The sequence below is a fragment of the Vibrio limimangrovi genome, from assembly GCF_054064025.1.
Genome location: NZ_JBSUGF010000001.1, coordinates 145,127 through 169,095, shown reverse-complemented (window position 1 = coordinate 169,095; position 23,969 = coordinate 145,127). Strand labels below are relative to the sequence as shown.

Genomic DNA, 23,969 nt, shown 5'->3' with positions numbered 1-23,969 from the left:
GAGGAACAGATTATGAATAGTACATTTCCTGATAGTCCTATCAATCAAGCGATAGCCCCCGTTGATTCTGGAAAAAGCACCCAACTGAGTTTGCAAGATATAACCCGAATCGGGCTATTGGCTAGCCAGGCAGCAGCAGAAGTGGGTATTGATATTGTTTTCAGTTTTGTCGATCAGGCTGGGGCTGAGCGGTATTTTTACGTCATGGACAACGCGCTGCTTATTAGTCATGAACTGGCAACTCAAAAGGCATGGACGGCGGCCGCATTGAAGATGCCGACGCTCGAATTGGCCCAAAAAGTACTGCCCGGTCAAAAGTTATACGGTTTACAAAATACACCCAAAGTGTGTTGTATCGGTGGTGGACTGCCAATTTGGAAAAACGGTCAGCTACTTGGTGCCATTGGTATTAGTGGCGGAACCGTTGAACAAGATTGTGCTATTGCTCAGGCGGCTATTTCTCTATTCAATCGATAAGTCGCAGTTCTCTAAATACAACCACTGTATTTAAATCCCCATTTTATTTAAAACTCATTCTAATTTGAGGTAAGCATGACGTCAGAAACTCGTGTATTAGTTATTAATTGTGGCTCATCTTCGATGAAATTCTCTGTTTTACCAACAGGGAAAGATGAACCTGTTTTATCGGGTATAGCAGAAAAACTAGGCTTATCCGATGCCTTTATTTCAATGAAAGATTCTGAAGGAAATAAATCTGTCTTCGAATTAGCAGAAGGCACACATGCCGCGGCATTAGAAAAGTTATTTGCAACGATGTCGAATTTAGAACTGATGGGCTCTTTATGCGCTATTGGCCATCGAGTTGCGCATGGAGGCAATGAATTTAGTGATTCTGTTCTTGTTACCGACGAAATAATTGAGAAGATAAACCAGCTGTCCGAACTTGCTCCGCTACATAATCCAGCAAACCTTGTTGGTATTAAAACGGCAATGACGCTGTTACCGGATATCCCAAATATCGCCGTGTTCGATACCGCTTTTCACCAAACGATACCGGAAGATGCTTATACCTATGCGATTCCTCTCGAACTTAGAGATAAGCATAAAGTGAGACGTTATGGCTTCCACGGCACTTCACATCGCTTCATTGCATTAGAAACCGTTAAACGCCTTAAACTTGATCAAAATAATCACGGAATGATTGTCGCGCACCTTGGTAATGGCTCTTCTGTTTGTGCGGTTAAAAACGGTAAAAGTGTTGATACGTCGATGGGGATGACACCACTAGAAGGTCTGGTGATGGGCACTCGTTGTGGTGATGTGGATTTTGGTGCAGCGGTTTATATTGCGAATCGTACTGAACAATCATTAGATTCGGTTTATCGTTTAACCAATAGCCAGTCTGGCTTATTAGGCGTATCTGGACTCTCAAGTGACTGTCGTGAATTAGAGGTGGCTCGATCAGAAGGTAATGAGCGAGCGGCGTTGGCCCTTGATGTATTAGTGCACCGTTTAGCACGCCATATCGGCGGTCATTTAGCCTCATTAGATCGTATTGATGCTTTGGTTTTTACCGGCGGTATTGGTGAAAACTCAGTATTGATCAGAGAGCTTACAGTTCAAAAACTCGCTGTGTTTGGTTTCAAATTAGATAAAGAAAAAAATGCTTCAACAACAAGAGGTCAATGGGGCGTTGTGTCGACAGAAGACTCACCAGCTATTGTTGTTTTGCCAACAAATGAAGAAAAAATGATTGCACAAGATGCCGCAGACATAGCCACACAACGTGTAAACGTAACGGTCAAAAAAATTGCTTAATCGTTGAGGCAATATAATGAAAGAACAACAAAGTATCCCCCAATCGTATCTTGCCCAATATGATAAAGATGCGATTGTTGAAAGAGTGAAAAATGCAGCGGTTGTTGGTGCAGGTGGAGCGGGCTTTCCTACTTATGTAAAACTGCAATCCGACGCTGAAATTTTCCTCGTCAATGCGGCAGAATGCGAACCGATGCTTAAGGTGGATCAACAGCTGATGGTCGTAAAAGCGGCTGAAATGATCCGTGGGTTAAGCTATGCGATGAAAGCCACGGGAGCGAAAGAGGGGGTGATCGCATTAAAAGCGAAATATCAAAAAGCGATTGATGCATTAACCCCTTTGTTGGCACCTAACATGCGCATCCATATTCTGAAAGATGTTTATCCGGCGGGTGATGAAGTCATCACCATCTGGATGGCAACCGGGCGTCGTGTTCCCCCTGCACAATTACCGATAACGGTCGGAGTCATTGTCAATAATGTTCAAACGCTGATTAATGTTTGTCACGCCGTAGAGCATGAACAAGGTGTTTTCGAGCGCACATTAACCATCAATGGTTGTGTTAAAAATCCAATGACCATCACTGTCCCGTTAGGCATCCGTTTTCAAGAATTGCTTGATTACGCCGGAGGGGTAACCGTTGATGAATTTGCCGTTATTAACGGTGGACCAATGATGGGAGCATTAGTTGAAGATTTAAATCAATGTGTGACCAAAACAACCGGGGCACTTTTAGTTCTGCCGCGTGACCACATTTTAATTCAGCGACGTCTGAAAACAGATGAACAAATTCTCAACATGGCGAAAACGGTCTGTGAGCAGTGTTCACTATGTACAGATTTATGTCCGCGACATTTGATTGGGCATGAAATAGCGCCGAATCTGGTGATCAGAGCAACGAATTATAAAGATTTAGCTAAGCCATCAACGTTTTTATCTGCATTAACATGTTCAGAATGCTGCTTATGTGAGAGTTATGCCTGTCCCGTTAATATCTCGCCAGTGCGCGTGAACAAAATATTGAAGCAGCAACTACGCGCTCAGGGAGCTCGATATAGCGGTGAATTAAGAGATGCAGATCCAATGGCGGAATATCGCCTGGTACCCACTTCACGATTGGTTTCTCGTCTGAACTTGACGTCCTACTACCAAGATGCCCCATTCCAACCGTTTGACTACCCGTATGAACAAGTCAAAGTCGCGATTAGACAACATATTGGTGCTGCAGGTGAACCGATTGTAAAGGTTGACGATAAAATTGAAGTCGGTCAAAAGTTAGTCGAAGCGAAACCGAATGCCTTGAGTTTAGGTGTGCATGCAAGTTGTAGTGGTACCGTAAGTTCGATTGACTCTCAATATATTACTATTCAAAGAGGTAGATGATGAAAGATACCATTGGTTTGCTTGAATTGAGCAGTATTGCGAAAGGCGTCGAAGTCACAGATAGCATGTTAAAAAGTGCTAGCGTGGAAGTATTAAGTTCGAAAACCATTTGCCCAGGTAAATATATTGTCATGATTACCGGTGATGTGGCTGCAGTACAACAAGCAGTCGCGCATGGTGAAATGCTGGCAGGGCATTTAAAGGTAGATAGTTTTATTCTGTCTAAAATTGATCCTAGTATTCTGCCTGCGATTGCAGGGGTAACTCCTGTTGAAGCAAAAGGTTCTGTTGGCGTGGTTGAAACGTTTAGTGTTGCAGCCTGTATTGCGGCTGCGGATGCAGCAATGAAAGCGGCAAATGTGACCTTAGTTCGTGTCCATATGGCGTTTGGCATTGGCGGTAAGTGTTATTTTGTTGTCAATGGTGACATTGGTGACGTCAACAATGCGGTCAAAGTCGGATGTAAAAGCGCGGGTGATAAAGGGTTACTGGTTCATAGCATGGTGGTGGCCAAGCCGCATCCAGATATGTGGAAGCATCTTATCTAAGTCTGTTAGATGAGTTTCGCCAAGTTGAGCTTACCGTTACCGTTTTTTTGAAAATATTTTGGTCTCATTGGTATAGAAAAAATGTCATTGAGTCTTTATTTATTTGTCGATTTACGGGCACTGAAAATAATTTCGTACATACTTTACAGGACAAAATTGTCCTGTTTTTTTATATTCTTTAATATTAATTTAAACGATTTAATGATGGGGCAAGGAGCTAGGATTAATTATCTTCTTCGTATCACTTGCTCCCACTATTTATAAACATTCCTTCCCCTTACGCCGTCTGGTTCTTATCTCTAATTTGAAATTTAGTGTGAGATAGATCGCTGTAAATTATTGCTTTACTCATTTTTTATCAGCAAAAGAATCCTTATTCGTGGCAAAACATTTTGTTTCCGCACATTTACTATGAAATTGCTTAATAAATAAGGCAGAGCCTACTCCTCTCGTAGGGATATTTGCCAGAGATGTGAACATTTAAATTATCGAGGTATTTATGCAACAAGAAGCATTAGGTATGGTTGAAACAAAAGGTTTGGTTTCTGCAATTGAAGCTGCGGACACTATGGTTAAATCAGCAAACGTAACATTAGTAGGCTACGAAAAAATTGGTTCAGGCCTAATCACAGTAATGGTTCGTGGCGATGTTGGTGCTGTAAAAGCAGCAACTGACGCAGGATCTTCTGCTGCTAGCAAAGTAGGTGAACTTGTTTCTGTTCATGTTATTCCTCGCCCACATACTGAAGTTGAAAAAATCTTGCCAAAAACAGTTCAGTAATAGAACGGAAGGAAATTGACGATGAAAGATAATTTTGTTGAGCAGATTATTTCTGAGGTCATGAACAAACAGCAGCCAGCGCAACAAGAACAAGCAGCACCGGCCGTAGCACATGTTGCAAGTTGTGGTTTGACTGAGTTTGTTGGCGCTACTGACCTAGGTCGTACGATTGGGCTTGTTGTTGCGAGTGTCGATAGCCAGTTACATGAAGTGATGAATATCGATAAAAAATACCGTTCTATCGGTATTGTTGGTGCTCGGAATGGTGCTGGCCCACATATTTTCGCTGCAGATGAAGCCGTAAAAGCCACCAATAGTGAAGTGGTTGCTGTTGAACTGGCTCGTGATACAGAAGGTGGCGGTGGTCACGGCTGCTTAATCATATTTGGTGCTGATGATGTTTCTGATGTGCGCCGTGCTGTGGAAGTCACGTTATCTGAAATCAAACGTACATTCGGTGATGTTTACGGAAGCGTTGCAGGTCATTTAGAGTTCCAATATACCGCGCGAGCAAGCTTCGCTCTGAACAAAGCGTTTGGTGCGCCAATTGGTAAATCATTTGGTATGACTTGTGCGTCACCAGCAGCGATCGGTGTTGTTATTGCTGATGCTGCGGCGAAATCTGCTGTGATTGATCCAATTGGTTATTCGACGCCAGCAAAGGGTACGTGTTTTAGTAACGAAGTTACATTTACATTTGCTGGTGACTCGGGCGCCGTTCGCCAGGCTGTCGTCACAGCCCGTGAAGTAGGCTTACAACTACTCGGTACTATGGATTCAGCACCGCTTAAGTCCTCTACAACACCTTACATTTAGATTTCAAGCGACAACTGAAATTTAATTGTGTTGTAAGGAGAGTGAAGAATGAATGAACAAGACATTGCTCAAGCTGTTGAAAATGTATTGAGCAAATACACAAGTATCACGGTGCAGAACGCCCAGCCAGTCTCATCGAATTCAAATGCAAATTTAGAGAGTATCGTCTCTCAAGCTTTAGCTGACAATATGGTGAAACAACCCGCGGCTCATACTGCACCGGATTTAAGCAGTAGTATTGAGAATATTGTTTCTCAAATACTAGCTGAAAAGCAGACGAATTCTCATAGTGTTCAATCCAAGAGTGCTAATCGTGGCTCGACAGAATACTTAGGGTGTTTTGCTTCAATGGAAGAGGCAATCAGTGCAGCATCACACGCTCAAGTCCAGTACCGTCATTGTACCATGGGCGATCGCGCTTCATTCGTGAAAGGTATTCGAGAAGTGTTCACTCAAGACGATGTTCTTGAAAAAATTTCTCGCATGGCTGTCGAAGAAACGGGCATGGGCAACTACGCTGATAAGCTAACTAAGAACCGGATTGCAGCAACCAAAACGCCAGGTATAGAAGATCTTACTACTTCAGCACTAAGTGGGGATTCAGGGCTAACACTCACTGAATTCTCTGCTTACGGCGTGATTGGTTCGATCACTCCAACGACGAACCCGACCGAGACCATTATTAACAACAGTATCGGTATGTTGGCGGCAGGCAACACGGTTGTTTACAGCCCGCATCCGCGTTCACGTAATGTCTCGTTAGTGGCCGTTGACTTGATCAATAGAAAGCTTGCTGAGCTAGGCGCTCCGGCAAACTTGGTGGTTACGGTATTAGAGCCTTCGATTGACAACACCAATGCAATGATGAACGACCCTCGAGTAAATATGCTCGTTGCAACTGGTGGCCCGTCAATTGTTAAGACTGTGATGTCAACCGGTAAGAAAGCGATTGGGGCTGGTGCTGGTAACCCTCCTGCTGTGGTTGATGAGACTGCAAACATTGAGAAAGCAGCAAAAGACATTATTAACGGCTGTGCGTTCGACAACAACTTGCCGTGTATCGCTGAGAAAGAAGTCATTGTTGTTAATGAAGTCGCTGACTACTTGATTCATTGCATGAAGAAAAGTGGCGCATATCTGCTATGTGACAAACAGAAGATTCAACAACTTCAATCACTGGTTTTGAACGAAAAGGGGACAGGTCCAAATACTTCTTTCGTTGGTAAAGGCGCACGCTACATCCTGGATAAATTGAATATTCAAGTTGGCGATGACATTAAAGTGATTTTAATCGAAACAGAAAGAAATCACCCATTTGTTGTACATGAGCTCATGATGCCAATCTTGCCTGTCGTTCGAGTTGAAAACGTAGATGAAGCGATAGATTTGGCAATTAAAGTGGAGCATGGCAACCGTCATACCGCAATCATGCACTCTACCAACGTCGAGAAACTAACCAAAATGGCACGTTTAATTCAAACCACAATCTTTGTGAAAAACGGACCATCTTACGCAGGCATTGGTGTTGGCGGTGAAGGTCATACAACATTCACTATTGCAGGTCCAACAGGAGAGGGCATCACTTCAGCTCGATCTTTTGCCCGCTACCGTCGATGTGTAATGGTTGAAACATTGAATATTCGATAACTGATTGAATATTTATGTCATTAAGAGATAGGCAATAGAACTATGAAAACTCGCATAATTAACGCACCAGGGCCAGATACTCTTGCCATGCTCAAACGCCGTGTATCCTCGGAATTTCGTCAGCGCTTGGGTTTGATTCGTATCGATGCGATTGGATTAATCATGTTGCCCATCCCTGATCTTTACTTCTGTGCTGATCTGGCAAGTAAGTGTGCGGATGTAGCGGTGACTGAAATCACTGGTACCTGTCCGCAGCACGTCACCTCACTTGCCATATTTGGTGAAGTTTCCGCAGTGAATGAAGCAATGCGTGTTATTGAAGATGACTTAAGCAGCTTTTAATGGACTTACGATAAAGAAAACATCTGAAGGCATCAATGTGGAAAGGACATCCTTCAATATTGCGCAATTTCTCTCGTTTACCAGGCATTAGCCATATTTCTCAAAATGCAGAAATTGCCGCACGACAAAATAATTGAGGTCTGATCTTGTGATCATTCTGAATAATAATTACGGAGTAACATTATGTTAGAGAAAGGTTTTTCTAATCCAACTGACCGCGTTGTACGCCTTAAAAAAATGATTCTTGACGCTAAACCTTATGTCGAGTCTGAGCGTGCAGTTTTAGCAACCGAAGCTTATAAAGTAAATGAGCATCTGCCTGCGGTTATGAGAAGAGCAAGAGTTGTTGAAAAGATTTTCACCGAACTACCTGTGACAATTCGTAAAGATGAATTGATTGTTGGTGCGGTAACGATTAACCCTCGTTCAACAGAAATTTGCCCGGAGTTCTCTTACGATTGGGTAGAAAAAGAATTTGAAACAATGGAACACCGCGTAGCGGATCCATTTATTATTGAGAAAAAAACCGCACAAGAACTGCACGAGGCTTTTAAATACTGGCCAGGTAAAACAACCAGTGAGTTAGCCGCTTCTTATATGTCTCAAGAGACTCATGAAGCGATGGCTGCGGGCGTATTCAGTGTAGGTAACTACTTCTATGGTGGTGTTGGCCATGTATGTGTCGATTACGGTAAAGTACTGAAAGTTGGCTTCCGTGGCGTTATTGATCAAGTGAAGGAAGCGTTAGAAAAACTAGATCGCTCAGAGCCAGATTTTATAAAAAAAGAACAGTTCTACAACGCAATTATCATCAGCTATGAAGCTGGGATTGTTTACGCTAACCGCTACGCAGATGAAGCAGCGCGTTTAGCTCAAATTGAATCTGATCCACAACGCAAACGCGAACTTGAACAGATTAGCCAAAACTGTCGTCGAGTACCTGAGCACGGTGCGACAACTTTCTGGGAAGCATGTCAAACATTCTGGTTCCTACAAAGTATGCTGCAAATCGAATCAAGTGGTCACTCTATCTCTCCAGGACGTTTTGACCAATACATGTATCCATATCTGGAAGCCGATAAATCGATTGATCCAGTATTCGCCCAAGAACTGGTTGATTGCTGCTGGATTAAACTAAACGACATCAATAAAACCCGTGATGAAGTGTCAGCTCAGGCATTTGCTGGTTACGCCGTGTTCCAAAACTTATGTGTCGGTGGTCAAACTCAAGATGGTAAAGATGCAACTAACGCACTAAGTTACATGTGTATGGAAGCCACAGCGCATGTTCAGTTGCCTGCACCTTCGTTTTCTATTCGTGTATGGCAGGGTACACCTGATGAGTTCTTGTTCCGTGCATGTGAAGTGGTTCGCCTTGGTCTTGGTGTTCCTGCGATGTATAACGATGAAGTTATCATCCCATCACTACAAAACCGTGGTGTGTCATTAGCTGATGCTCGTGATTACTGCATTATCGGTTGTGTAGAGCCACAAGCGCCACACCGTACTGAAGGTTGGCACGATGCTGCATTCTTTAACCTGGCTAAAGTATTAGAAATTACCTTAAATAGTGGCCGAGCTGATAACAAACAAGTTGGCCCTGTAACCAAAGATATGACTCAATTTACTGATATTGAAGACTTCTTTGATGCATTCACAGCACAAGTGACTTATTTCGTTCGTAAGTTGGTTGAAGCTTGTAACAGCGTAGATATTGCTCATGCGGAGCGTTGTCCACTGCCTTTCCTTTCTGCACTGGTTGACGACTGTATTGGTCGTGGTAAGTCTCTGCAAGATGGCGGTGCGATTTATAACTACACTGGCCCTCAGGCATTCGGTGTTGCAGATACTGGTGACTCTGTTTATGCGATGCAAAAGCAAGTCTTTGAAGATCGTAAACTGACAATGACAGAGCTTAAAGATGCGTTAGATGCAAACTTTGGCTACGCTGAAGGCGGTTCCGTACCAGCGGCTGGTCGCATGTCGCTAGATGAAAAAGACGTCTATAACGTTGTTCAGCAGATTATTGCTCAAAAAGGTTCTCTAAGCCCGGAAGCAATTAAAGCCGAAGTCCTTCGTCAACTATCGAATGCGCCTGCACAAGCAGCATCAGCGTCAGGTAACATTTCTCGACATGAAGAAATTCGTCTTATCTTAGAAAGCACACCTAGCTTTGGTAACGATATTGATGATGTCGACTATGTGGCTCGCCGTTGTGCATCTATTTACTGTGAAGAAGTAGAGAAATACACCAATACTCGCGGTGGTCAATTCCAGGCAGGTATCTACCCAGTATCCGCTAACGTTCTTTTTGGTAAGAATGTATCCGCATTGCCAGATGGTCGTTTAGCTACCAAGCCTTTGGCTGATGGTGTTTCGCCTCGTCAAGGTAAAGACGTTTCTGGGCCAACTGCTGCAGCGAACTCGGTAGCGAAACTTGATCACTTCACTGCCTCAAACGGTACTCTGTACAATCAAAAATTCCTACCTTCTTCATTGGCTGGAGAAAAAGGATTACGTAACTTCAGTGGCTTGGTAAGAAACTACTTCGACCGCAAAGGTATGCACGTACAGTTTAACGTTATCGACCGTGAACGTTTACTTGATGCACAGAAAAATCCACATCTATACCAAGATCTTGTTGTTCGCGTCGCGGGCTACAGTGCTCAGTTCGTGGTGTTAGCGAAAGAAGTTCAGGACGATATTATTAGCCGTACAGAGCAGCAATTATAATTTCAAAATAATAAATAGGCCGCGATTTTGCGGCCTAAACCCAAAAAACGAGAAACTGGCATGACTAAAGTTGATTACAGTACAGAAGGGGTACTTTTTAACATACAGAGATATTCGTTACATGATGGGCCAGGTATTCGAACTATTCCTTTTTTTAAAGGCTGCCCTCTCTCTTGTAAATGGTGTAGTAACCCTGAATCTCAGCAAGCTAAACCTGAGTTGATTTTTAAATCAAGTGACTGTGTTAGCTGTGGGAAATGCATTGACGTCTGTAAAGCCGGAGCGATTTCCCGCTCAAATCCCAATTTTATTGATCGTGAGAAATGCATTGAATGCGGTGCTTGCGTTGATGTTTGCCCAACTGGTGCTCTTGAAATCAAAGGAAAGCGAATGAGTGTTGAGCAAGTTTTGCTTGAACTCAAAAAAGACGAAAACTTATTCCGCAGAGCGGGTGGGGGGATTACCTTATCAGGTGGTGAACCATTAGCTCAGCCTGAATTTGCACGAGAATTACTCAAAGGATGTAAAGCAAAAGGTTGGCATACCGCGATTGAAACAACCGGAATGGCTTTAAAGCAAACCATTGAAGATGTGTTTCCGTGGATTGATTTAGCGTTAGTCGATATAAAAGCCATTAACCCCCATGTTCACAAAGAAGGCACGGGTGTTGATAATCGAATCATTCTTGAAAATATCCTGCGTATTTCATTTATTACCAAGGTTATCGTGCGTGTCCCTGTCATTCCGGGATTTAATGATAATGAAGAAGAAATTCAGGCCATTGGCGAATTTGCACAGCTCATGTCAAATGTTGATACCATTCATCTTCTTCCCTACCATAATTTTGGTGAGAATAAGTACTCTCTTCTGGGACGTATTTATCCGATGGGGAATACTGAATCAAATCCGGATGAAAAGATCGAACAACTAAAACGTAAAGTCGAATCCATGGGCTTTGCCTGTCATATCGGTGGTTAATACGCCACTTCACTCGGAGGAAGTCTGTTCAGTGCTTGCTCCGAGGCCTACCTAGAATTTTCATCAACCGCAGCGGCACCTTACGTGCTTCACACCTTAACAAAGTATCAATAGACATCAGAAACTTGATATAGCAGAGTAGCTTAGTTCAACAACATGCAAAAAGGATATATAAATGTTTAGTCACGTTATGGTTGGCTCAAATGATATCGATAAATCCAAACAATTTTATGATGCAATCCTGTCAGTTCTTGGCTACAAGGAAGGTGCCTTAGACCCACACGGGCGCTGTTTCTATTTCCATCCTGAGGGGACTTTTGCTATTACCGCGCCTATCAATGGCGAGGCAGCAACTTCAGGTAATGGTATGACTATCGGCTTCAAAGTGGAAAGCCCTGAATTGGTCGAGCTATGGCATAAAGCTGGTCTGGAAAGCGGTGGAGTAGAGTGTGAAGATCCTCCAGGTGTGAGAGCTGTAGGTCCACGTGAAATGTACCTCGCTTATTTACGAGATCCAGCAGGTAATAAGCTTTGTGCAACTCACATTATGTCGTAGGCAATATCGCTTTAACATAATCAAATAGCGCTGATTCCCAACGCTTGGCATATAGTCTGCGTTGGGTTTCTTGTTTTCGGCGCAAGATACTAATCAACAGGCCTTACTCTTCATCTCAAGATCGGTATTAGTCCAGCAATCTATCCAAGATCGTAATACATTTAGTTGCGACTTCTTGCCCATTTCCGCTTACATGCGCAGTAACAATCGCGCCTTCTTTTAAAATGCAAATGGCATTTAGTAACGTACTCTCCGTACTTTTTAGATGACTGGCGATGATTTGTCGGACTTCTTCTTTGTGATGCCAACAGAAACGTGCGATCTCACTATTCAAATCACTGAATTCTGCCGAAGTGTTGATAAAAAAGCAGCCTCTGAAATTCCCTAAATCTTGTTCCTGATTGTTGAACCAGCTTGATAGTGCTGAAAATAGTCTATTTATCAAATCTTTATCTGTCTTCGATCCTGCTAGTTTTTGTTCTAGCCAGTTAGAAAACGTGTCGTGCCTTTGCTGCAAAGCGGCCAGTACCAGCGCTTCTTTACTTGAGAAGTGAGTGTAAAGTGTGCGCTTAGCCACGCCAGAGACACTCAAAATTTCATTGATGCCAATAGTGTTAATTCCGTTGGCATAAAAAAGCGATAACGCGGTATCCACTAATAACTGACGTTTTTTACTCATAAGGCTCCTCCTGTAAAAGTAGTTTGACAAAAGTAGACCGATTTGTCTATTTTAGTTTGGTAGACAAATCGGTCTACTTTCATTCGGAGAATAGTATGAAGAATTTTGGTTTATCTGTTATCGCAGGCATTGGGGCATTTCTGGCAATAGGGTTGCTGTCATTTTTTGATTCCACAATGAGTGATGTAGCGCTGCTCATGGCGCCTTTTGGAGCGACGGCTGTACTGGTTTTTGGCGTACCCGAGAGTCCGTTGGCGCAGCCTAAAAATGTCATCTTTGGGCACCTAATCACAGCGTTGGTCGGTGTCATCTTTACTCAGTATGTTGGAGTCTCACCACTGACACTAGCGTTAGCAACTGGAATCGCAGTGAGCCTGATGCTGGTGACGAAAACCACGCATCCACCGGCGGGAGCAAACCCTTTATTAATTATGTTGTCAGGGCAGGGATGGGCTTTCCTCATTACCCCAGTTTTAGTGGGGGCTGTTCTCATTGTTTTAGTGGGGAAAAGTATGCAAGGGTTGCTCAGGCAGTGGGTAAAAAGTTAAAGTGCTAACAATAGTTTATGTGCAGGGAGGCATAATGAATATAGGTATATACATCTATGACGGGGCAGAGGTACTGGATTTCTCAGGGCCTTTCGAAGTATTTAGTACAGCAAAGCGATTAGAGATAAGTGATTGGAATGTGTTTCTCGTCGCAGAAACTAAAAACACTGTTGCCGCAAGAGGTGGCTTCAACGTCTTACCTGACTATTCTATTCATGATCATCCAGATATTGATTTGTTGGTTGTTGTTGGCGGCGTACACACTGAGGAAATGACGAAGTTACCGGTATTGAACTGGATAAAATCGGTTGATCAACGTGCCAGTCGGGTGGTGTCGGTTTGTACTGGCGCATTTCTATTAGCCAGTGCCGGACTGCTCACGGGATTAACGGTCACAACCCACTGGGAAGACATACCTGATTTAACGCGTCGCTTTCCAGACTTAATGGTGATTGACGATCAACGCTGGGTAACGTCAGGGAAATACACCACTTCTGGAGGTATCTCTGCGGGTATCGACATGAGTTTATATCTTGTTTCACAGCTACATAGCCGTGACCTTTCTGAATTGGTCGCGCGTCAAATGGAGTATACGTGGCAGGAACGGTCATAACCGAGCGATCTATGGGTGAACTAAGGGCGGATAAATGAAGACGATAGGATTGGTAGGTGGGATGAGTTGGGAATCAACCGCCAGCTATTATAAAGCGCTCAATGAAGGCGTAAAGGATCGGCTGGGTGGCTTACATTCCGCGAAGATCTGTTTATACAGTGTCGACTTTGATGAAATAGAAAAACTCCAGCATCAAGGGAAATGGTCGGAAACCGCTTTGATCCTTGCTGATGCGACAGCAGAGAGTTTGGTTCAAGATGGGGTCACCAAAGTCGGTCTATTGGGAACGCGTTTTACAATGGAGCAAGACTTTTACAAGGGAAGGATCACAGAGAAATTTGGAATAGAAGTTGTTGTTCCAAGTACGGATGAGCAAACTGTCGTTCATGACATTATTTATCAAGAGCTTTGCCTGGGTGAAATTAAAAGCGAGTCCCGAAAAAGATACTTGAAAATTATTGCCAATTTACACACCCAGGGAGCACAGGCGGTGATTCTGGGATGTACTGAAATTGCATTATTAGTGAAGCAAAGTGACACGACGGTCCCTTTGTATGACACCACGGAAATTCATGCAGCGCATGGCGTTGAATGGGCGTTAGGTAATTAAAAAATAAGGATAATTTATGGCTCTACCAAGTAATGAAGAACTCTCACGTTTACACCGATACTTTGCTATTGAGAGTAACAATGAATTTTGGTCTCTGTCTGAGAGTTCAGCAAATTCTGAAGAGAAACAGAGACTATTAACCGTTGCGTTTTCATCACTATATCATTGGTCAGAAGTAGGCACCGATGAGAATAAACACCTCGCTCATTTAGCCGTTGCGCGAGCACTGTGCGTGAATGAATCGAAGTTAAGCCTTCAGTTCGCAAAAATTGCTTTTGACTATTTTGATGGAACAGGTGCTGATTGGATTCAGGCGTTTACCAATGCCGTCTTAAGTCATGCATTTCAGATTGCGGGTGAACAATCCAGTGCGCTGGAATGTTATGAACGAGCGCTATCTTTTCAAGGGTTGTTATCTGAAGAGGATAAAGCAATCTTTGATGTTACATTCAAGTTGATACCTGTCCCTGCGGCGTAAACAGCAAACATCTATTAACGGGCTAAGTGTCAGTCAGCGTGTTAGCCTGTTTCTCTAGATACCTCGTTAAATGCTTAAAGGAAGTTGGCATGGAAATTATCACTGGGAACAGTCCTGAGATCATACAAAAGGTTCAAGCTATTCGCTATCAGGTGTTCACCATTGAGCAGCAAATACCCAGAGAATTAGATCTGGATGGATTAGATGAATGTTCCATTCATGCGTTAGTAACGGAAAATGATGCTTCAGTCGCGACAGCTCGATTAACGATAAAAGACAACTGTACCTCCGTTATGGCCAGAGTTGCTGTAATGAAGCCTTATCGAGGTTTGGGCATCGCTTCTAAAGTTGTGCAGTCATTAATGGAATACGCTCGAAACGAAGGGGTAAGCTTTATAGAAATTCATGCCCATGGGTATCTTCGAAGTTACTATGAGAAATTTGGTTTTGAGTTTATTCGAGAAGTTGAAATTGTTGGTGAACATCAGCTCATCGAAATGCAGTATCACATCAAAACGAAAGCATAACGATTGAAGATTGAATCGCTACGTGCGGTGCGTTTTGTGTCTTCGTTTCGGTTTAAGGCATTTTCATTTAAAAGGATTTTATCATGGAGTTAGTTGTACCATCAGTAGAGTTGGAGTCTTCCTTTGCTCACTTTTACGATGACTTTGCTCAACATGATGTTGAAAACTCAGAGTACTACCAAGAGGGTAAATCCAATTTCGTTCATTACGTTCAACGACTGACTGATGAAGCGAATGGCGTTAACCTAAGAGAAGGATACGTACCCTGTAGTCATTTCTGGCTCGTCAATTCAGACAAAGCCATTATTGGTGCGATTCGCGTCCGTCATAATATCAACAACGATTTTCTGACATTAGAAGCAGGCCATATTGGCTACGACATTGCGCCTTCCTATCGGTCTAAAGGTCATGGAAAGTACATGTTAAGGCTAGCTTTGCGTAAAGCCAAAGAGTTAGGTATTGATCAAGCGTTAATAACAGCAGATGACGACAATTTCGCGTCACGAAAAGTTATAGAAGCCAACGGTGGACAACTTGAGAATGTGGTAATGGGTAAGGTGTTTCCCAATCTTTTGGCCAGATATTGGGTGGCTTGTAAGTGACGGTGTCACAGGTTCAAATATCGGCCGCTGTTGACAACGCACCCAGTCGACGTGTCTGTGAACGCTTAGGTTTTAGTCTCGAAGGTATCATCACTCGCTGTGAAAACTTAAATGGTCGTGTTGTTGACCATGCGGTATATGGGCTTAGTAAAAACACTTGGTCTAAATAAAGTTTGGAAAGGCTGACCTCCGCTCTCGGTGGTTTTCTTTGCGTGGGTTCGAGAGATTAGATGGTATGCTGGTACATGGGTATTAAAGTCTCATCATGTTGTGGTGCTCCTGTCAGATAATAAGGAAACGAAATGAAGCAGAACATTGTCCATATCGCGTTGGTAGTTAAAGAGTACGATGAAGCAATCGATTTTTATGTAAACAAGCTTCAGTTTGAGCTTATCGAAGATACATACCAGCCGGAGGAGGATAAACGCTGGGTTGTGGTTGCTCCGCCTAATTCGCATGGTGTGACGTTGTTACTGGCGAGAGCATCAAAACCAGAACAATTTGATTTTATCGGTAATCAAGCTGGTGGACGTGTATTTCTTTTCTTAAATACTGATGATTTTTGGCGTGATTATGAACGTATGAAATCCATAGGAATCAAGTTTGTACGTGAGCCTAAAGAACAGGATTACGGTACAGTCGCAGTCTTTGAAGACTTGTATGGCAACCTCTGGGATCTTCTTCAGTTGAATCCTGACCATCCAATGGCCAAAAGGTAAACTCGGTCAGTCGATTAAGAAGAATTTGTTACTTCTGGCACCTCTTTTTTTCGGGGAGGTGTGTTTCTTGTTCTGAGGGGGGATATCGCGCAATCACTCCCGGACAAAGAGCTATAAGAGAGAAATACAAATGGAATCGAAGAACATCAAGAATGTAGTTTTTGACATTGGAAATGTGGTCGTTCGCTGGGCTCCACTGGAGATCGTAAGACTAACGTTTGGAAATATTGAGTCCGCAGAAGAGAAAGTGAAAAGTATCTTTCAATCAGATACTTGGTTAGAGCTAAACAAAGGTATCATTTCTGAAAGTGAAGCCAAACTTCAGTACCAACGGCTGCATGGTTTGTCTGAACTAGATTGCGAGCGTCTGTTTTACTATGTGAAGCAAACTCAGATATTAATTTATGGATCTGTCGATTTAATCAAGCGAGTAAAAGAGGCAGGTTATCGCGTATTTGCGCTTACTGATAACGTGCATGAAATCGTTACGTATTTGAAAGAGACCTATACGTTTTGGCACCTTTTTGAAGGCGCTACGGTGTCGGCCGAAGTTGGACTGTTAAAGCCGCAACCCGAGATTTATCAATCATTGTTAACTCAGCACGCATTGGAATCGTCACAAACCGTATTTATTGATGACATGCCATACAATGTAAAAGGTGCTGAAACAGTTGGCATCTCGGCGATTCAGTTTGAAAACCCAGTGCAGTGTGAAGCGGATTTGAAGTCTCTTGGAGTAGAGTTTTAAATGCTAGAGAGTTAGGTAGGGATCGTTAATAAGCCAGAAAACTCACCAGAAAATTAACACAACATCACAAGGAATTAGAGTGATCGACCATTTTGAAATTAAAGTCGTTGATTTTGAAAACTGCCTCGACTTCTACCGGCATGCACTGTCTCCACTTGGCATTGAATTAAAATGGGCAGATGAAGTTGCAGCAGGATTTGGCTTAACAACGGAACCAAACGTAAGGTTTCTGATTGAAAAGGGTGTTAACAGCGCTAGAAGCCATATCGCGTTTTCGGCTTCCAATAAAGACCAAGTCTCTGAATTTCACAAAGCGGGTTTAAGTTGTGGAGCAATTTGCAATGGTAAACCAGGGCTGCGAAAAAAGTACGCGCCTAATTATTACGCCGCCTTTTTGTTGGATCCGGACGGCAATAATGTTGAAGCGTTAGCGTACCTTTAGTCATTAATACGCTAAGCGGCTATGCTTTTTATGTCTGAGTCTTTTATCGTTTCTGTAGGCAGTCGGCGAAGTGCATTCACAGATAGAAGTGTTTAACAAGGCGCTATTTAAATGTAGGGTATTATGGATAAGGAGATTGTATGTCTGGAGAAATTATCAAATCGTCTGTTGCTACAATACAGATTGGTGTTGCAAGAGCTGATGGGAAGCTGTCTCTAACTGATTCAGAGGTCATTTTTGAGCCTTATAATCAGAAGCTTGCATTTGGTCCATACATATTAAAACGTGATGAAATCGTTTCGGTAGAAAAGTGCATAGGAAAAGGCGCTGGCATCATGCCCGTTACAAGTGATGCAATTCGCATGACGTTATCTGATGAACGAGCCTTCGAGTTTATCATTGCAGAACCAAATCAGTGGATAGAAGTATTCGGCGAACTAAGCGTTGATAATTAGCAGCAGAGGAGCATTCCATGGCAAGTGTGTATAAAGGATCGTGCCTTTGCGGCAGCGTGAAGTACGAGCTTACGGGAGCATTTCAGCAATTCTTTTTATGTCACTGTACTCGCTGCCAGAAAGATACAGGCTCAGCGCATGCGGCTAATCTCTTTGCTCAAGATTCTACGTTAGTTTGGGCTCAGGGTGAAAGTGACGTTAAGACTTATCAACATCCGCATACGTTACATAGCAAGAGCTTTTGTCAAAACTGCGGTTCAGCATTACCAACGGTAGTGGAAAGTATTCAATGTATTGTCGTCCCCGCAGGGAGTCTTGATAGTCCGGCTCCAATTTCACCTACGGCAAAAATATTTACAGGGAACTGCGCCGATTGGGCAAAAGATTTGTCTCAAGTACCGAGTTTTGAACAATTGCCAGAGCAAAATAAAAATTAAATATTAGAGCGTTAGTGCTAGGGGAAAATGGTGCCAGTAGAATTTATTTTAGGGTTCATTTCGATGATAACCTCGGCCATTGCGGGTTTTGTTGGATTTGGTGGGGGGATGTTACTTATCGCTATTCTGCCCAGTTTTCTCAGCCCTAGCTTAATTATTCCGATACATGGTGTCACACAGTTAGCCAGTAACTCATCACGAATGTTTTTCTCACTAGCATATGTGCAATGGTCGTTACTTCCCAAGTTTTTAGTTGGCTCTCTGGCTGGTATGCTGGCATTTGGTTTATTTCTATCGAATATTTCCTTTGAATATGTCCCTGCCGCAATTGGTACGTACATTTTGTTGAACCTTTGGAGTAAGCGATTTGCTCACTTTATACGTCGCTACGAAAGCTTCTACCTTATTGGCTTTTTACAAACTGGCTTGGGGCTTATCGTCGGTGCGGTGGGGCCTTTGTCACTCGCAGTACTTACCAAACAGTTGAAATCGAATGATGCTGTTATCGCCACAAGCTCAATGTTTTTGACCATCAGTCATTTGGCAAAGATCCCTGTTTACGTAGCGGTTACGAGTGATTTAGCTTCAAACTTGAGTGTTATTGTTTATATGGTTATCGGATCTATCTTGGGATCATTTATTGGTACCAAGGCTAGATTTAATACGGGAAATAAAAAAGTAATTCTGATAATCAAAACGCTACTCACCTTATTAGCGATTAGGATGCTTGTCGCTGTTTTCATTTAAGTACTCCTAAGCTGCGTGAAATTAACTATGATGAAGCATGTATAAGCATGTATAAGCATGTAAACATTAATATAATCAATTTCATAAAATTTAGTTCTCCTTCTATAGCTTAAAAATAATGGATATAAACATTAAATATATTTGCTAACTTTTGACTTCTCAAGTTAGGAGCAAGTGACTATGGCTATAGAAAAACACGTTAGACTAAACCTGAAAAGAATAAAGCAAAAGGGAGAAACCACTCTGGGAAAACTTACGATTGAGGGGGTGAGCAAAAGCTGGTTTGTCTTAGAGCCTGCCGGAGCAGATTCAATAGTAGAAGGTTCAGACAAAAGAATTAAATCAGGCACTTACAAATTGGCTCCTTATAGTTCAGGAAAATATCCCAATGTATATGAGTTACAAAATGTTCCAGGACGGACATTCATTTTGATTCATGCAGGGAATTATCATAAAGATACGTTGGGTTGTTTGTTACCTGGAAAAGCATGGGGTAGTTTATCTGATACTCATTATTATGTAAGTAATAGTAAGGCTGCATTAAAAGAAATTTTTTCTGAAATTTTAACTTATGATAGCGCAAGCATTAATATATCTAATCAATTAGAACTATGACTATGAAAAAAATAATAACTCTACTAATAATATCTTTAGGTATCTCTGGATTAATTAATGCGAAAGAACTAGATGTTGGTCTAATTCATACTTGGATGAACGACAATTATAAAGTGATAGAAACAAACCTATATGAGAGCGATGCCTCGGTCGTTGTTCCTACACTTAACACGCTTATTGACCTTTGGCTAACTCGGGATGGTTCAATATCAGGTGAAGTGTCCCCTTTAATAGCTGTAGGGCTTAAAGTTCATCCAGAGTTAACGTTACAAATGCTGTCAGTAAACAAGCCTTCGTTTGAAAGGTGGTTAGATGAATTAGACGGTATGGTTTTTACTGACCATTCTGGACATCAAATCGAACAGCTAGAAAAGCTAAGGATAGATCTTATCCACTCATTACAAGAATATTCGTTGGAAGGGAGTACGAGCCTAACACCAATGTCCCAAAGGTTAATCGAAAAGTTGAATTCAATCGAAATCAGGGTAATTGAATAATGCTCATTTTTTCTAAGAGCATTTTTATAAGTTAGTATTCCCCGACTGTTTCATTTCTTAATTACAGTCCTTTGTCAAAACGAGAATGTGCCCTACAACCGAAGTACACCGTAGGGCACATGTTGTGGAGTCGGCGGGAGAACTAACAGACGTATCTGCGGAGTTCGTGGGGGTAAATTCTCATTCCGTTTAAGGTGTTTTCATAAACGGATTGCTCTTGGATATAAGACCAGATGTAGGCCTCTGTTCCTGTTTGTGCGGCGAGTTGGGAGATCACCATATCGACATCGTGGCCTGCATAATCTTTCGGATGAATCAACATTTCCCTGATGACTGATAACATAACAATTTCCTTTGTATGTAAATAAATTACAAAAATGTATGATATAAACATAGTATTGGTTTTTATTGTGATCAAGTTTGGGTTTAAATTTAACTATAAATTCACATATGTAATTTATTAACATAAATAGAGTGCGAGGAGCAGAATCGCAAAGAAAACGGCGCGGGTATCTGGCGCCGTTTTGAGTAGAGAGCTCGTTGAGTTCTTTTGAGTCTAACCGATCATTGAGCGTAGACGAGCTGCCCCTCTTTGTACGTTTTTAGCACTTTTATTGTGTTGATTTTTTTACTGCTCAACAATCAGTTGATGTAGCCACTACCAATAGCTCGAAACGGCATGTCTAAGTTGAGTTCAGGGATCTGTTGGCCAACCCAGGCTGGGAAGGTGTTACTGTTTGGCCCAGGAAATAGTTTGTATTCATTTGCCCAAGGGTAGTTCTCGACAATACGCTGAATTTTGGGTATGAGCTGGTGCGCTTTTTCACCTTGTATAGAGAGTACTTTTTCCGGCTTTGCTCCGTACCAATAGCGATCGGGTGTAGCAGTCTGATAGTTATATAGCGCAGGTTGACCACGACCTACTCGCCATCCAACGACTTCATACACGGTGTATTCATCCGCATTCTCTGGCTTGATGGCAAGCCAAGTGTGTACTGCAAACCAGCCACGCCAACCAAAAGCATCAGCTGCATAAAATTCAATAACGGCCTGTTTAACATTAGAAGGATCAGGAGCAATACCCGCAGGCTCACGGCTGGCAGTACGCCAGTCACTCTGAGTGCAGCCGCTAAGTAGTACAAACGCAGCCAACACCACAGGCTTGATAATACGTTTTAATTTAAAGCTATTTATCATCGTTAAGCTCCTATCGTTCTTCTTATGGCAACGGCAGAAGGGGATTCTAATGCACACTGTATACGCAGCAATAATCGACGGGGTTAATAGTGCTGGGGCCACGAGTTAATATTAAATAGTAAGACAGCCTGGACTGCCTTACTAATGTTTTGAGGAAATTTCTAAATGAGTTGAAGGATTTCATTTTCAATTTCTGTTCCTAACTCCTGAGTTGAGGCTTTTCCTCCCATATCTGGCGTCAGGCTATTTCCTTCACGAATAACGTTTTCCATCGCCTTTAAGATAATGTCGTGCTCTTTAGATAATCCAAGATGATCTAGCATCATTGCACCAGCCCAAATAGTACCGATCGGGTTCGCAATATTTTTACCGTAAATATCTGGTGCTGAGCCATGAACAGGTTCAAACATGGATGGGAAGTCCCGCTCTGGGTTGATATTTGCTGAAGGAGCAATCGCAATTGTCCCGGTACATGCAGGGCCTAGATCAGACAGGATATCGCCAAACAGGTTAGATCCGACAACAACGTCAAAGTGTTCCGGCATACGAACAAAATTCGCGGTCAAAATATCGATATGAAATTGTTCCGTTTGAATGTCCGGGTAATTCTTGCTCATTGCTGCGAAACGACTGTCCCAGTATGGCATTGAATGATACAACCCATTCGATTTAGTGGCGGATGTGACACGCTTTGCTTCGCGTTTGGAAGCGAACTCAAAGGCGTACTTTAAGATGCGATCGGTTCCTTTGCGGGTAAAAATGCTCTGCTGAGAAACTATCTCGTCGGCCGAACCTTCATACTGGATACCACCAACAGACGAATATTCACCTTCTACGTTTTCTCTGACCACGTAGAAATCAATGTCTCCAGGCTTTTTGTTGGCTAACGGGCACGGAATACCCTCGAACAGACGGATGGGTCTAAGGTTGACATATTGCTCAAACGAACGGCGAATGGGAAGCAGCAGTCCCCATAAAGAAATGTGGTCAGGCACATTAGGGAAGCCAACCGCACCGAGATAAATCGAATCGTATTTAGAAAGGATTTCGATACCGTTTTCAGGCATCATTCGGCCTGTTTCTAAGTATGTTTCACATGACCAATCTAAATAATCAAATTCAAATTCCACATCCAATCTGGAATCTGTAAGCGCTTTGATTACCTTTATCCCTTCAGGGATGACTTCTTTACCAATGCCATCGCCAGGTATTACCGCAATTTTAAATTTTTTCATTTCAATACTCATTTAAAGTACAAGAAATAACGTTTTACTGAGCACTGCGTTCCAATAACTTATTGATGGGAATGTCTTCTTTTATTACTGGTGACTTTATAACGATGTAACTGAAATACTTTGAAATTCCCACATTATTGTCGACGAGTTTCTCAATGATCTCCTGATAGTGAGCAACGTTTCTTGTGACGAATCGTACGAGGTAATCGTAACCACCGCTGATCAGGTGGCACTCCATTACTTCATCAACTTTCTTCATGTAATTTTCAAACTTTACAAAGTCTTCCCGCTTGTGACTATTGATATAGACTTCAGTGTATACCGTGACATATTCCGTTATTTTTGTCAGGTTTAGGAAGGCCTTATAGTTTTTGATATAACCACATTGCTCAAGCCTTTTCACTCTCTGCAGACATGGACTGGCCGAAAGACCAACGGCATCAGCTAACTTCACGTTGGTCATTCGTCCGTTTTTCTGCAATTGAGTCAATATATTGATATCAATGCGATCGAGTCTCATACTTGAATCCATAGCGCTATCCTCAACAATTATGGGTTTACTGGACGATGTATGGATTCAAAGCAATTCTAATGCCATGAACTGCGTATGGTGTTCTGATGCTCGATGACCAAGCTTGCAAGAGATTCCGTCTTAGTTGTGTCTGGAGCATACAGCGGGCTCCTGTGCAAGATACGAACATTCGGAAACTGAGTGACTTCTGCAAGGCTGGTTGTTGTTAGTAACAAACAGTCATCAATGGATTCTCCTTTTTCCTCTAAGAGTTTTGATAACGCACTGGTTTCTTGTCCGCGAATGATCAACTCGTCGCTATCTAGTTTCAGGCTTTTTTGTATGTGTGGAATGTCTTCCGGTTCTACATCTAATCTTATGAAAACCTTGAAGAATTTCTTAAGATAATGAAGGGCTCCATAAGCATCTTCATATAATGGCCACCGGGTCATCCCGCGGCCAAACTGAAAGGTTTTCCGCCAGTTATACTGGCGGTTAAATTCTTTCATAATGCACTGATATGCAAACCCATGTGATGCAAGGAAACCATTAGAAACCAGCGATTCTGACAAGCTGTAGTAATAATCCAGATACTGCTTAATGATGGTTTTTTGAGACGGAATATCCTGCGGTAAATCCTGTTCAAGATCGTAAATCTTGCTCAAAATCCCCTTGTAGTGGTTAACTAGAATTCCATCACAATCGATGATAATAGTTGTGAATTTGGTTATGTCCACGCAGGCTC

31 protein-coding genes and 1 pseudogene are annotated in these 23,969 nt (G+C 42.4%); 26 read left to right on the top strand and 6 right to left on the bottom strand.

From position 1 onward, the window contains the following. Positions 1-12: 12 nt before the first annotated feature. The 11 genes from ACWYU8_RS00795 to ACWYU8_RS00745 all read left to right on the top strand — a co-directional run bounded on the left by ACWYU8_RS00795 (position 13) and on the right by ACWYU8_RS00745 (position 11,564). Positions 13-477, top strand: coding sequence for a GlcG/HbpS family heme-binding protein (locus ACWYU8_RS00795; protein WP_457516295.1), 465 nt, complete (start codon positions 13-15; stop codon positions 475-477). A 75-nt stretch (positions 478-552) separates the two neighbouring features. Then, a complete protein-coding gene (gene tdcD / locus ACWYU8_RS00790) occupies positions 553-1,779 on the top strand; it encodes a propionate kinase (protein ID WP_457516293.1) in 1,227 nt (408 codons plus the stop codon). A 16-nt stretch (positions 1,780-1,795) separates the two neighbouring features. Continuing rightward, positions 1,796-3,163, top strand: coding sequence for a 4Fe-4S dicluster domain-containing protein (locus tag ACWYU8_RS00785; RefSeq protein ID WP_457516291.1), 1,368 nt, complete (start codon positions 1,796-1,798; stop codon positions 3,161-3,163). Continuing rightward, entirely contained in the window at positions 3,160-3,711 is a 552-nt protein-coding gene (locus tag ACWYU8_RS00780; protein WP_457516289.1) for a BMC domain-containing protein, read from the top strand. The genes ACWYU8_RS00785 and ACWYU8_RS00780 overlap by 4 nt, the downstream gene beginning before the upstream one ends. Before the next feature lie 499 nt (positions 3,712-4,210). Next, the gene (gene grpH, locus ACWYU8_RS00775; RefSeq protein WP_014232056.1) at positions 4,211-4,492 is read left to right on the top strand and encodes a propanediol utilization system shell hexameric protein GrpH; all 282 of its coding nucleotides are present in this window, start codon (positions 4,211-4,213) and stop codon (positions 4,490-4,492) included. A 21-nt stretch (positions 4,493-4,513) separates the two neighbouring features. Continuing rightward, on the top strand, positions 4,514-5,308 hold the full coding sequence (gene pduB / locus ACWYU8_RS00770) for a propanediol utilization microcompartment protein PduB (protein WP_457516287.1): 795 nt from the start codon (positions 4,514-4,516) through the stop codon (positions 5,306-5,308). Positions 5,309-5,356: 48 nt separating this feature from the next. Beyond that, on the top strand, positions 5,357-6,955 hold the full coding sequence (locus ACWYU8_RS00765) for an aldehyde dehydrogenase family protein (RefSeq protein ID WP_457516285.1): 1,599 nt from the start codon (positions 5,357-5,359) through the stop codon (positions 6,953-6,955). Between the two features lie 42 nt (positions 6,956-6,997). Next, positions 6,998-7,297, top strand: coding sequence for a BMC domain-containing protein (locus tag ACWYU8_RS00760; RefSeq protein ID WP_457516283.1), 300 nt, complete (start codon positions 6,998-7,000; stop codon positions 7,295-7,297). Between the two features lie 183 nt (positions 7,298-7,480). Further along, entirely contained in the window at positions 7,481-10,030 is a 2,550-nt protein-coding gene (gene grpM / locus ACWYU8_RS00755) for a glycyl radical diol dehydratase GrpM (protein ID WP_457516282.1), read from the top strand. Between the two features lie 60 nt (positions 10,031-10,090). Further along, positions 10,091-11,008, top strand: a complete 918-nt coding sequence (locus ACWYU8_RS00750) for a glycyl-radical enzyme activating protein (RefSeq protein ID WP_457516280.1) — start codon at positions 10,091-10,093, stop codon at positions 11,006-11,008. A 175-nt stretch (positions 11,009-11,183) separates the two neighbouring features. Continuing rightward, a complete protein-coding gene (locus ACWYU8_RS00745; protein ID WP_457516278.1) occupies positions 11,184-11,564 on the top strand; it encodes a VOC family protein in 381 nt (126 codons plus the stop codon). Positions 11,565-11,691: 127 nt separating this feature from the next. Here ACWYU8_RS00745 and ACWYU8_RS00740 read toward each other — a convergent pair whose 3' ends face one another. After that, positions 11,692-12,243 carry a TetR/AcrR family transcriptional regulator gene (locus ACWYU8_RS00740; RefSeq protein WP_457516277.1) on the bottom strand — a complete coding sequence of 184 codons (552 nt, stop codon included), beginning with the start codon at positions 12,241-12,243 and terminating at the stop codon, positions 11,692-11,694. A gap of 95 nt (positions 12,244-12,338) precedes the next feature. Here ACWYU8_RS00740 and ACWYU8_RS00735 point away from each other — a divergent pair, with 95 nt between their 5' ends. From ACWYU8_RS00735 to ACWYU8_RS00665, 15 genes and pseudogenes are all read left to right on the top strand, one after another. Beyond that, positions 12,339-12,791: an HPP family protein gene (locus ACWYU8_RS00735; protein ID WP_457516275.1), complete on the top strand. Its 453-nt coding sequence runs from the start codon at positions 12,339-12,341 to the stop codon at positions 12,789-12,791. Positions 12,792-12,825: 34 nt separating this feature from the next. After that, complete coding sequence (locus tag ACWYU8_RS00730; RefSeq protein WP_457516273.1) at positions 12,826-13,404, top strand: DJ-1/PfpI family protein; 579 nt, start codon at positions 12,826-12,828, stop codon at positions 13,402-13,404. A gap of 34 nt (positions 13,405-13,438) precedes the next feature. Beyond that, the gene (locus tag ACWYU8_RS00725; RefSeq protein ID WP_457516271.1) at positions 13,439-14,014 is read left to right on the top strand and encodes an aspartate/glutamate racemase family protein; all 576 of its coding nucleotides are present in this window, start codon (positions 13,439-13,441) and stop codon (positions 14,012-14,014) included. A gap of 16 nt (positions 14,015-14,030) precedes the next feature. Beyond that, a complete protein-coding gene (locus ACWYU8_RS00720; protein ID WP_457516270.1) occupies positions 14,031-14,492 on the top strand; it encodes a hypothetical protein in 462 nt (153 codons plus the stop codon). Between the two features lie 89 nt (positions 14,493-14,581). After that, a complete protein-coding gene (locus ACWYU8_RS00715; protein WP_457516268.1) occupies positions 14,582-15,019 on the top strand; it encodes a GNAT family N-acetyltransferase in 438 nt (145 codons plus the stop codon). An 83-nt stretch (positions 15,020-15,102) separates the two neighbouring features. After that, positions 15,103-15,621, top strand: a complete 519-nt coding sequence (locus ACWYU8_RS00710; protein WP_457516266.1) for a GNAT family N-acetyltransferase — start codon at positions 15,103-15,105, stop codon at positions 15,619-15,621. Between the two features lie 2 nt (positions 15,622-15,623). Beyond that, a pseudogene (locus ACWYU8_RS00705) lies at positions 15,624-15,791 on the top strand (GNAT family N-acetyltransferase); the annotation flags it as partial. Positions 15,792-15,923: 132 nt separating this feature from the next. Beyond that, positions 15,924-16,340: a VOC family protein gene (locus ACWYU8_RS00700; RefSeq protein WP_457516264.1), complete on the top strand. Its 417-nt coding sequence runs from the start codon at positions 15,924-15,926 to the stop codon at positions 16,338-16,340. A gap of 130 nt (positions 16,341-16,470) precedes the next feature. After that, complete coding sequence (locus ACWYU8_RS00695; RefSeq protein ID WP_457516262.1) at positions 16,471-17,088, top strand: HAD family hydrolase; 618 nt, start codon at positions 16,471-16,473, stop codon at positions 17,086-17,088. Between the two features lie 79 nt (positions 17,089-17,167). Next, positions 17,168-17,530 (top strand): VOC family protein, encoded by a 363-nt coding sequence (locus ACWYU8_RS00690; RefSeq protein WP_457516261.1) that lies wholly within the window; start codon positions 17,168-17,170, stop codon positions 17,528-17,530. Positions 17,531-17,670: 140 nt separating this feature from the next. Continuing rightward, positions 17,671-17,985 carry a hypothetical protein gene (locus ACWYU8_RS00685; RefSeq protein WP_457516260.1) on the top strand — a complete coding sequence of 105 codons (315 nt, stop codon included), beginning with the start codon at positions 17,671-17,673 and terminating at the stop codon, positions 17,983-17,985. A 17-nt stretch (positions 17,986-18,002) separates the two neighbouring features. Further along, positions 18,003-18,422 carry a GFA family protein gene (locus ACWYU8_RS00680; RefSeq protein ID WP_457516259.1) on the top strand — a complete coding sequence of 140 codons (420 nt, stop codon included), beginning with the start codon at positions 18,003-18,005 and terminating at the stop codon, positions 18,420-18,422. Between the two features lie 27 nt (positions 18,423-18,449). Further along, positions 18,450-19,169, top strand: coding sequence for a TSUP family transporter (locus ACWYU8_RS00675; protein ID WP_457516257.1), 720 nt, complete (start codon positions 18,450-18,452; stop codon positions 19,167-19,169). 180 nt (positions 19,170-19,349) lie between these two features. Then, positions 19,350-19,784, top strand: coding sequence for a DUF5675 family protein (locus ACWYU8_RS00670; RefSeq protein ID WP_457516255.1), 435 nt, complete (start codon positions 19,350-19,352; stop codon positions 19,782-19,784). A gap of 2 nt (positions 19,785-19,786) precedes the next feature. Continuing rightward, positions 19,787-20,281, top strand: coding sequence for a hypothetical protein (locus tag ACWYU8_RS00665; protein ID WP_444492915.1), 495 nt, complete (start codon positions 19,787-19,789; stop codon positions 20,279-20,281). A gap of 142 nt (positions 20,282-20,423) precedes the next feature. On the opposite strand, the gene ACWYU8_RS00660 is transcribed toward ACWYU8_RS00665, so the two are convergent. From ACWYU8_RS00660 to ACWYU8_RS00640, 5 genes are all read right to left on the bottom strand, one after another. Next, positions 20,424-20,624 carry a hypothetical protein gene (locus tag ACWYU8_RS00660; RefSeq protein ID WP_457516253.1) on the bottom strand — a complete coding sequence of 67 codons (201 nt, stop codon included), beginning with the start codon at positions 20,622-20,624 and terminating at the stop codon, positions 20,424-20,426. A 299-nt stretch (positions 20,625-20,923) separates the two neighbouring features. Then, complete coding sequence (locus tag ACWYU8_RS00655; RefSeq protein ID WP_457516251.1) at positions 20,924-21,478, bottom strand: DUF3750 domain-containing protein; 555 nt, start codon at positions 21,476-21,478, stop codon at positions 20,924-20,926. 161 nt (positions 21,479-21,639) lie between these two features. After that, complete coding sequence (locus tag ACWYU8_RS00650) at positions 21,640-22,713, bottom strand: tartrate dehydrogenase (RefSeq protein WP_457516249.1); 1,074 nt, start codon at positions 22,711-22,713, stop codon at positions 21,640-21,642. Positions 22,714-22,747: 34 nt separating this feature from the next. After that, positions 22,748-23,245 (bottom strand): Lrp/AsnC family transcriptional regulator, encoded by a 498-nt coding sequence (locus ACWYU8_RS00645; RefSeq protein WP_444492879.1) that lies wholly within the window; start codon positions 23,243-23,245, stop codon positions 22,748-22,750. 56 nt (positions 23,246-23,301) lie between these two features. Continuing rightward, on the bottom strand, positions 23,302-23,961 hold the full coding sequence (locus ACWYU8_RS00640) for a hypothetical protein (RefSeq protein WP_457516246.1): 660 nt from the start codon (positions 23,959-23,961) through the stop codon (positions 23,302-23,304). Positions 23,962-23,969: the final 8 nt, after the last annotated feature.

Bases quoted from the DNA above. Each gene is read 5' to 3' on its own strand.
- ACWYU8_RS00795 (WP_457516295.1), top strand. From the start codon at position 13: ATGAATAGTACATTTCCTGATAGTCCTATCAATCAAGCGATAGCCCCC.
- tdcD (WP_457516293.1), top strand. From the start codon at position 553: ATGACGTCAGAAACTCGTGTATTAGTTATTAATTGTGGCTCATCTTCG.
- ACWYU8_RS00785 (WP_457516291.1), top strand. From the start codon at position 1,796: ATGAAAGAACAACAAAGTATCCCCCAATCGTATCTTGCCCAATATGAT.
- ACWYU8_RS00780 (WP_457516289.1), top strand. From the start codon at position 3,160: ATGATGAAAGATACCATTGGTTTGCTTGAATTGAGCAGTATTGCGAAA.
- grpH (WP_014232056.1), top strand. From the start codon at position 4,211: ATGCAACAAGAAGCATTAGGTATGGTTGAAACAAAAGGTTTGGTTTCT.
- pduB (WP_457516287.1), top strand. From the start codon at position 4,514: ATGAAAGATAATTTTGTTGAGCAGATTATTTCTGAGGTCATGAACAAA.
- ACWYU8_RS00765 (WP_457516285.1), top strand. From the start codon at position 5,357: ATGAATGAACAAGACATTGCTCAAGCTGTTGAAAATGTATTGAGCAAA.
- ACWYU8_RS00760 (WP_457516283.1), top strand. From the start codon at position 6,998: ATGAAAACTCGCATAATTAACGCACCAGGGCCAGATACTCTTGCCATG.
- grpM (WP_457516282.1), top strand. From the start codon at position 7,481: ATGTTAGAGAAAGGTTTTTCTAATCCAACTGACCGCGTTGTACGCCTT.
- ACWYU8_RS00750 (WP_457516280.1), top strand. From the start codon at position 10,091: ATGACTAAAGTTGATTACAGTACAGAAGGGGTACTTTTTAACATACAG.
- ACWYU8_RS00745 (WP_457516278.1), top strand. From the start codon at position 11,184: ATGTTTAGTCACGTTATGGTTGGCTCAAATGATATCGATAAATCCAAA.
- ACWYU8_RS00740 (WP_457516277.1), bottom strand. From the start codon at position 12,243: ATGAGTAAAAAACGTCAGTTATTAGTGGATACCGCGTTATCGCTTTTT.
- ACWYU8_RS00735 (WP_457516275.1), top strand. From the start codon at position 12,339: ATGAAGAATTTTGGTTTATCTGTTATCGCAGGCATTGGGGCATTTCTG.
- ACWYU8_RS00730 (WP_457516273.1), top strand. From the start codon at position 12,826: ATGAATATAGGTATATACATCTATGACGGGGCAGAGGTACTGGATTTC.
- ACWYU8_RS00725 (WP_457516271.1), top strand. From the start codon at position 13,439: ATGAAGACGATAGGATTGGTAGGTGGGATGAGTTGGGAATCAACCGCC.
- ACWYU8_RS00720 (WP_457516270.1), top strand. From the start codon at position 14,031: ATGGCTCTACCAAGTAATGAAGAACTCTCACGTTTACACCGATACTTT.
- ACWYU8_RS00715 (WP_457516268.1), top strand. From the start codon at position 14,582: ATGGAAATTATCACTGGGAACAGTCCTGAGATCATACAAAAGGTTCAA.
- ACWYU8_RS00710 (WP_457516266.1), top strand. From the start codon at position 15,103: ATGGAGTTAGTTGTACCATCAGTAGAGTTGGAGTCTTCCTTTGCTCAC.
- ACWYU8_RS00700 (WP_457516264.1), top strand. From the start codon at position 15,924: ATGAAGCAGAACATTGTCCATATCGCGTTGGTAGTTAAAGAGTACGAT.
- ACWYU8_RS00695 (WP_457516262.1), top strand. From the start codon at position 16,471: ATGGAATCGAAGAACATCAAGAATGTAGTTTTTGACATTGGAAATGTG.
- ACWYU8_RS00685 (WP_457516260.1), top strand. From the start codon at position 17,671: ATGTCTGGAGAAATTATCAAATCGTCTGTTGCTACAATACAGATTGGT.
- ACWYU8_RS00680 (WP_457516259.1), top strand. From the start codon at position 18,003: ATGGCAAGTGTGTATAAAGGATCGTGCCTTTGCGGCAGCGTGAAGTAC.
- ACWYU8_RS00675 (WP_457516257.1), top strand. From the start codon at position 18,450: ATGGTGCCAGTAGAATTTATTTTAGGGTTCATTTCGATGATAACCTCG.
- ACWYU8_RS00670 (WP_457516255.1), top strand. From the start codon at position 19,350: ATGGCTATAGAAAAACACGTTAGACTAAACCTGAAAAGAATAAAGCAA.
- ACWYU8_RS00665 (WP_444492915.1), top strand. From the start codon at position 19,787: ATGAAAAAAATAATAACTCTACTAATAATATCTTTAGGTATCTCTGGA.
- ACWYU8_RS00660 (WP_457516253.1), bottom strand. From the start codon at position 20,624: ATGTTATCAGTCATCAGGGAAATGTTGATTCATCCGAAAGATTATGCA.
- ACWYU8_RS00655 (WP_457516251.1), bottom strand. From the start codon at position 21,478: ATGATAAATAGCTTTAAATTAAAACGTATTATCAAGCCTGTGGTGTTG.
- ACWYU8_RS00650 (WP_457516249.1), bottom strand. From the start codon at position 22,713: ATGAAAAAATTTAAAATTGCGGTAATACCTGGCGATGGCATTGGTAAA.
- ACWYU8_RS00645 (WP_444492879.1), bottom strand. From the start codon at position 23,245: ATGGATTCAAGTATGAGACTCGATCGCATTGATATCAATATATTGACT.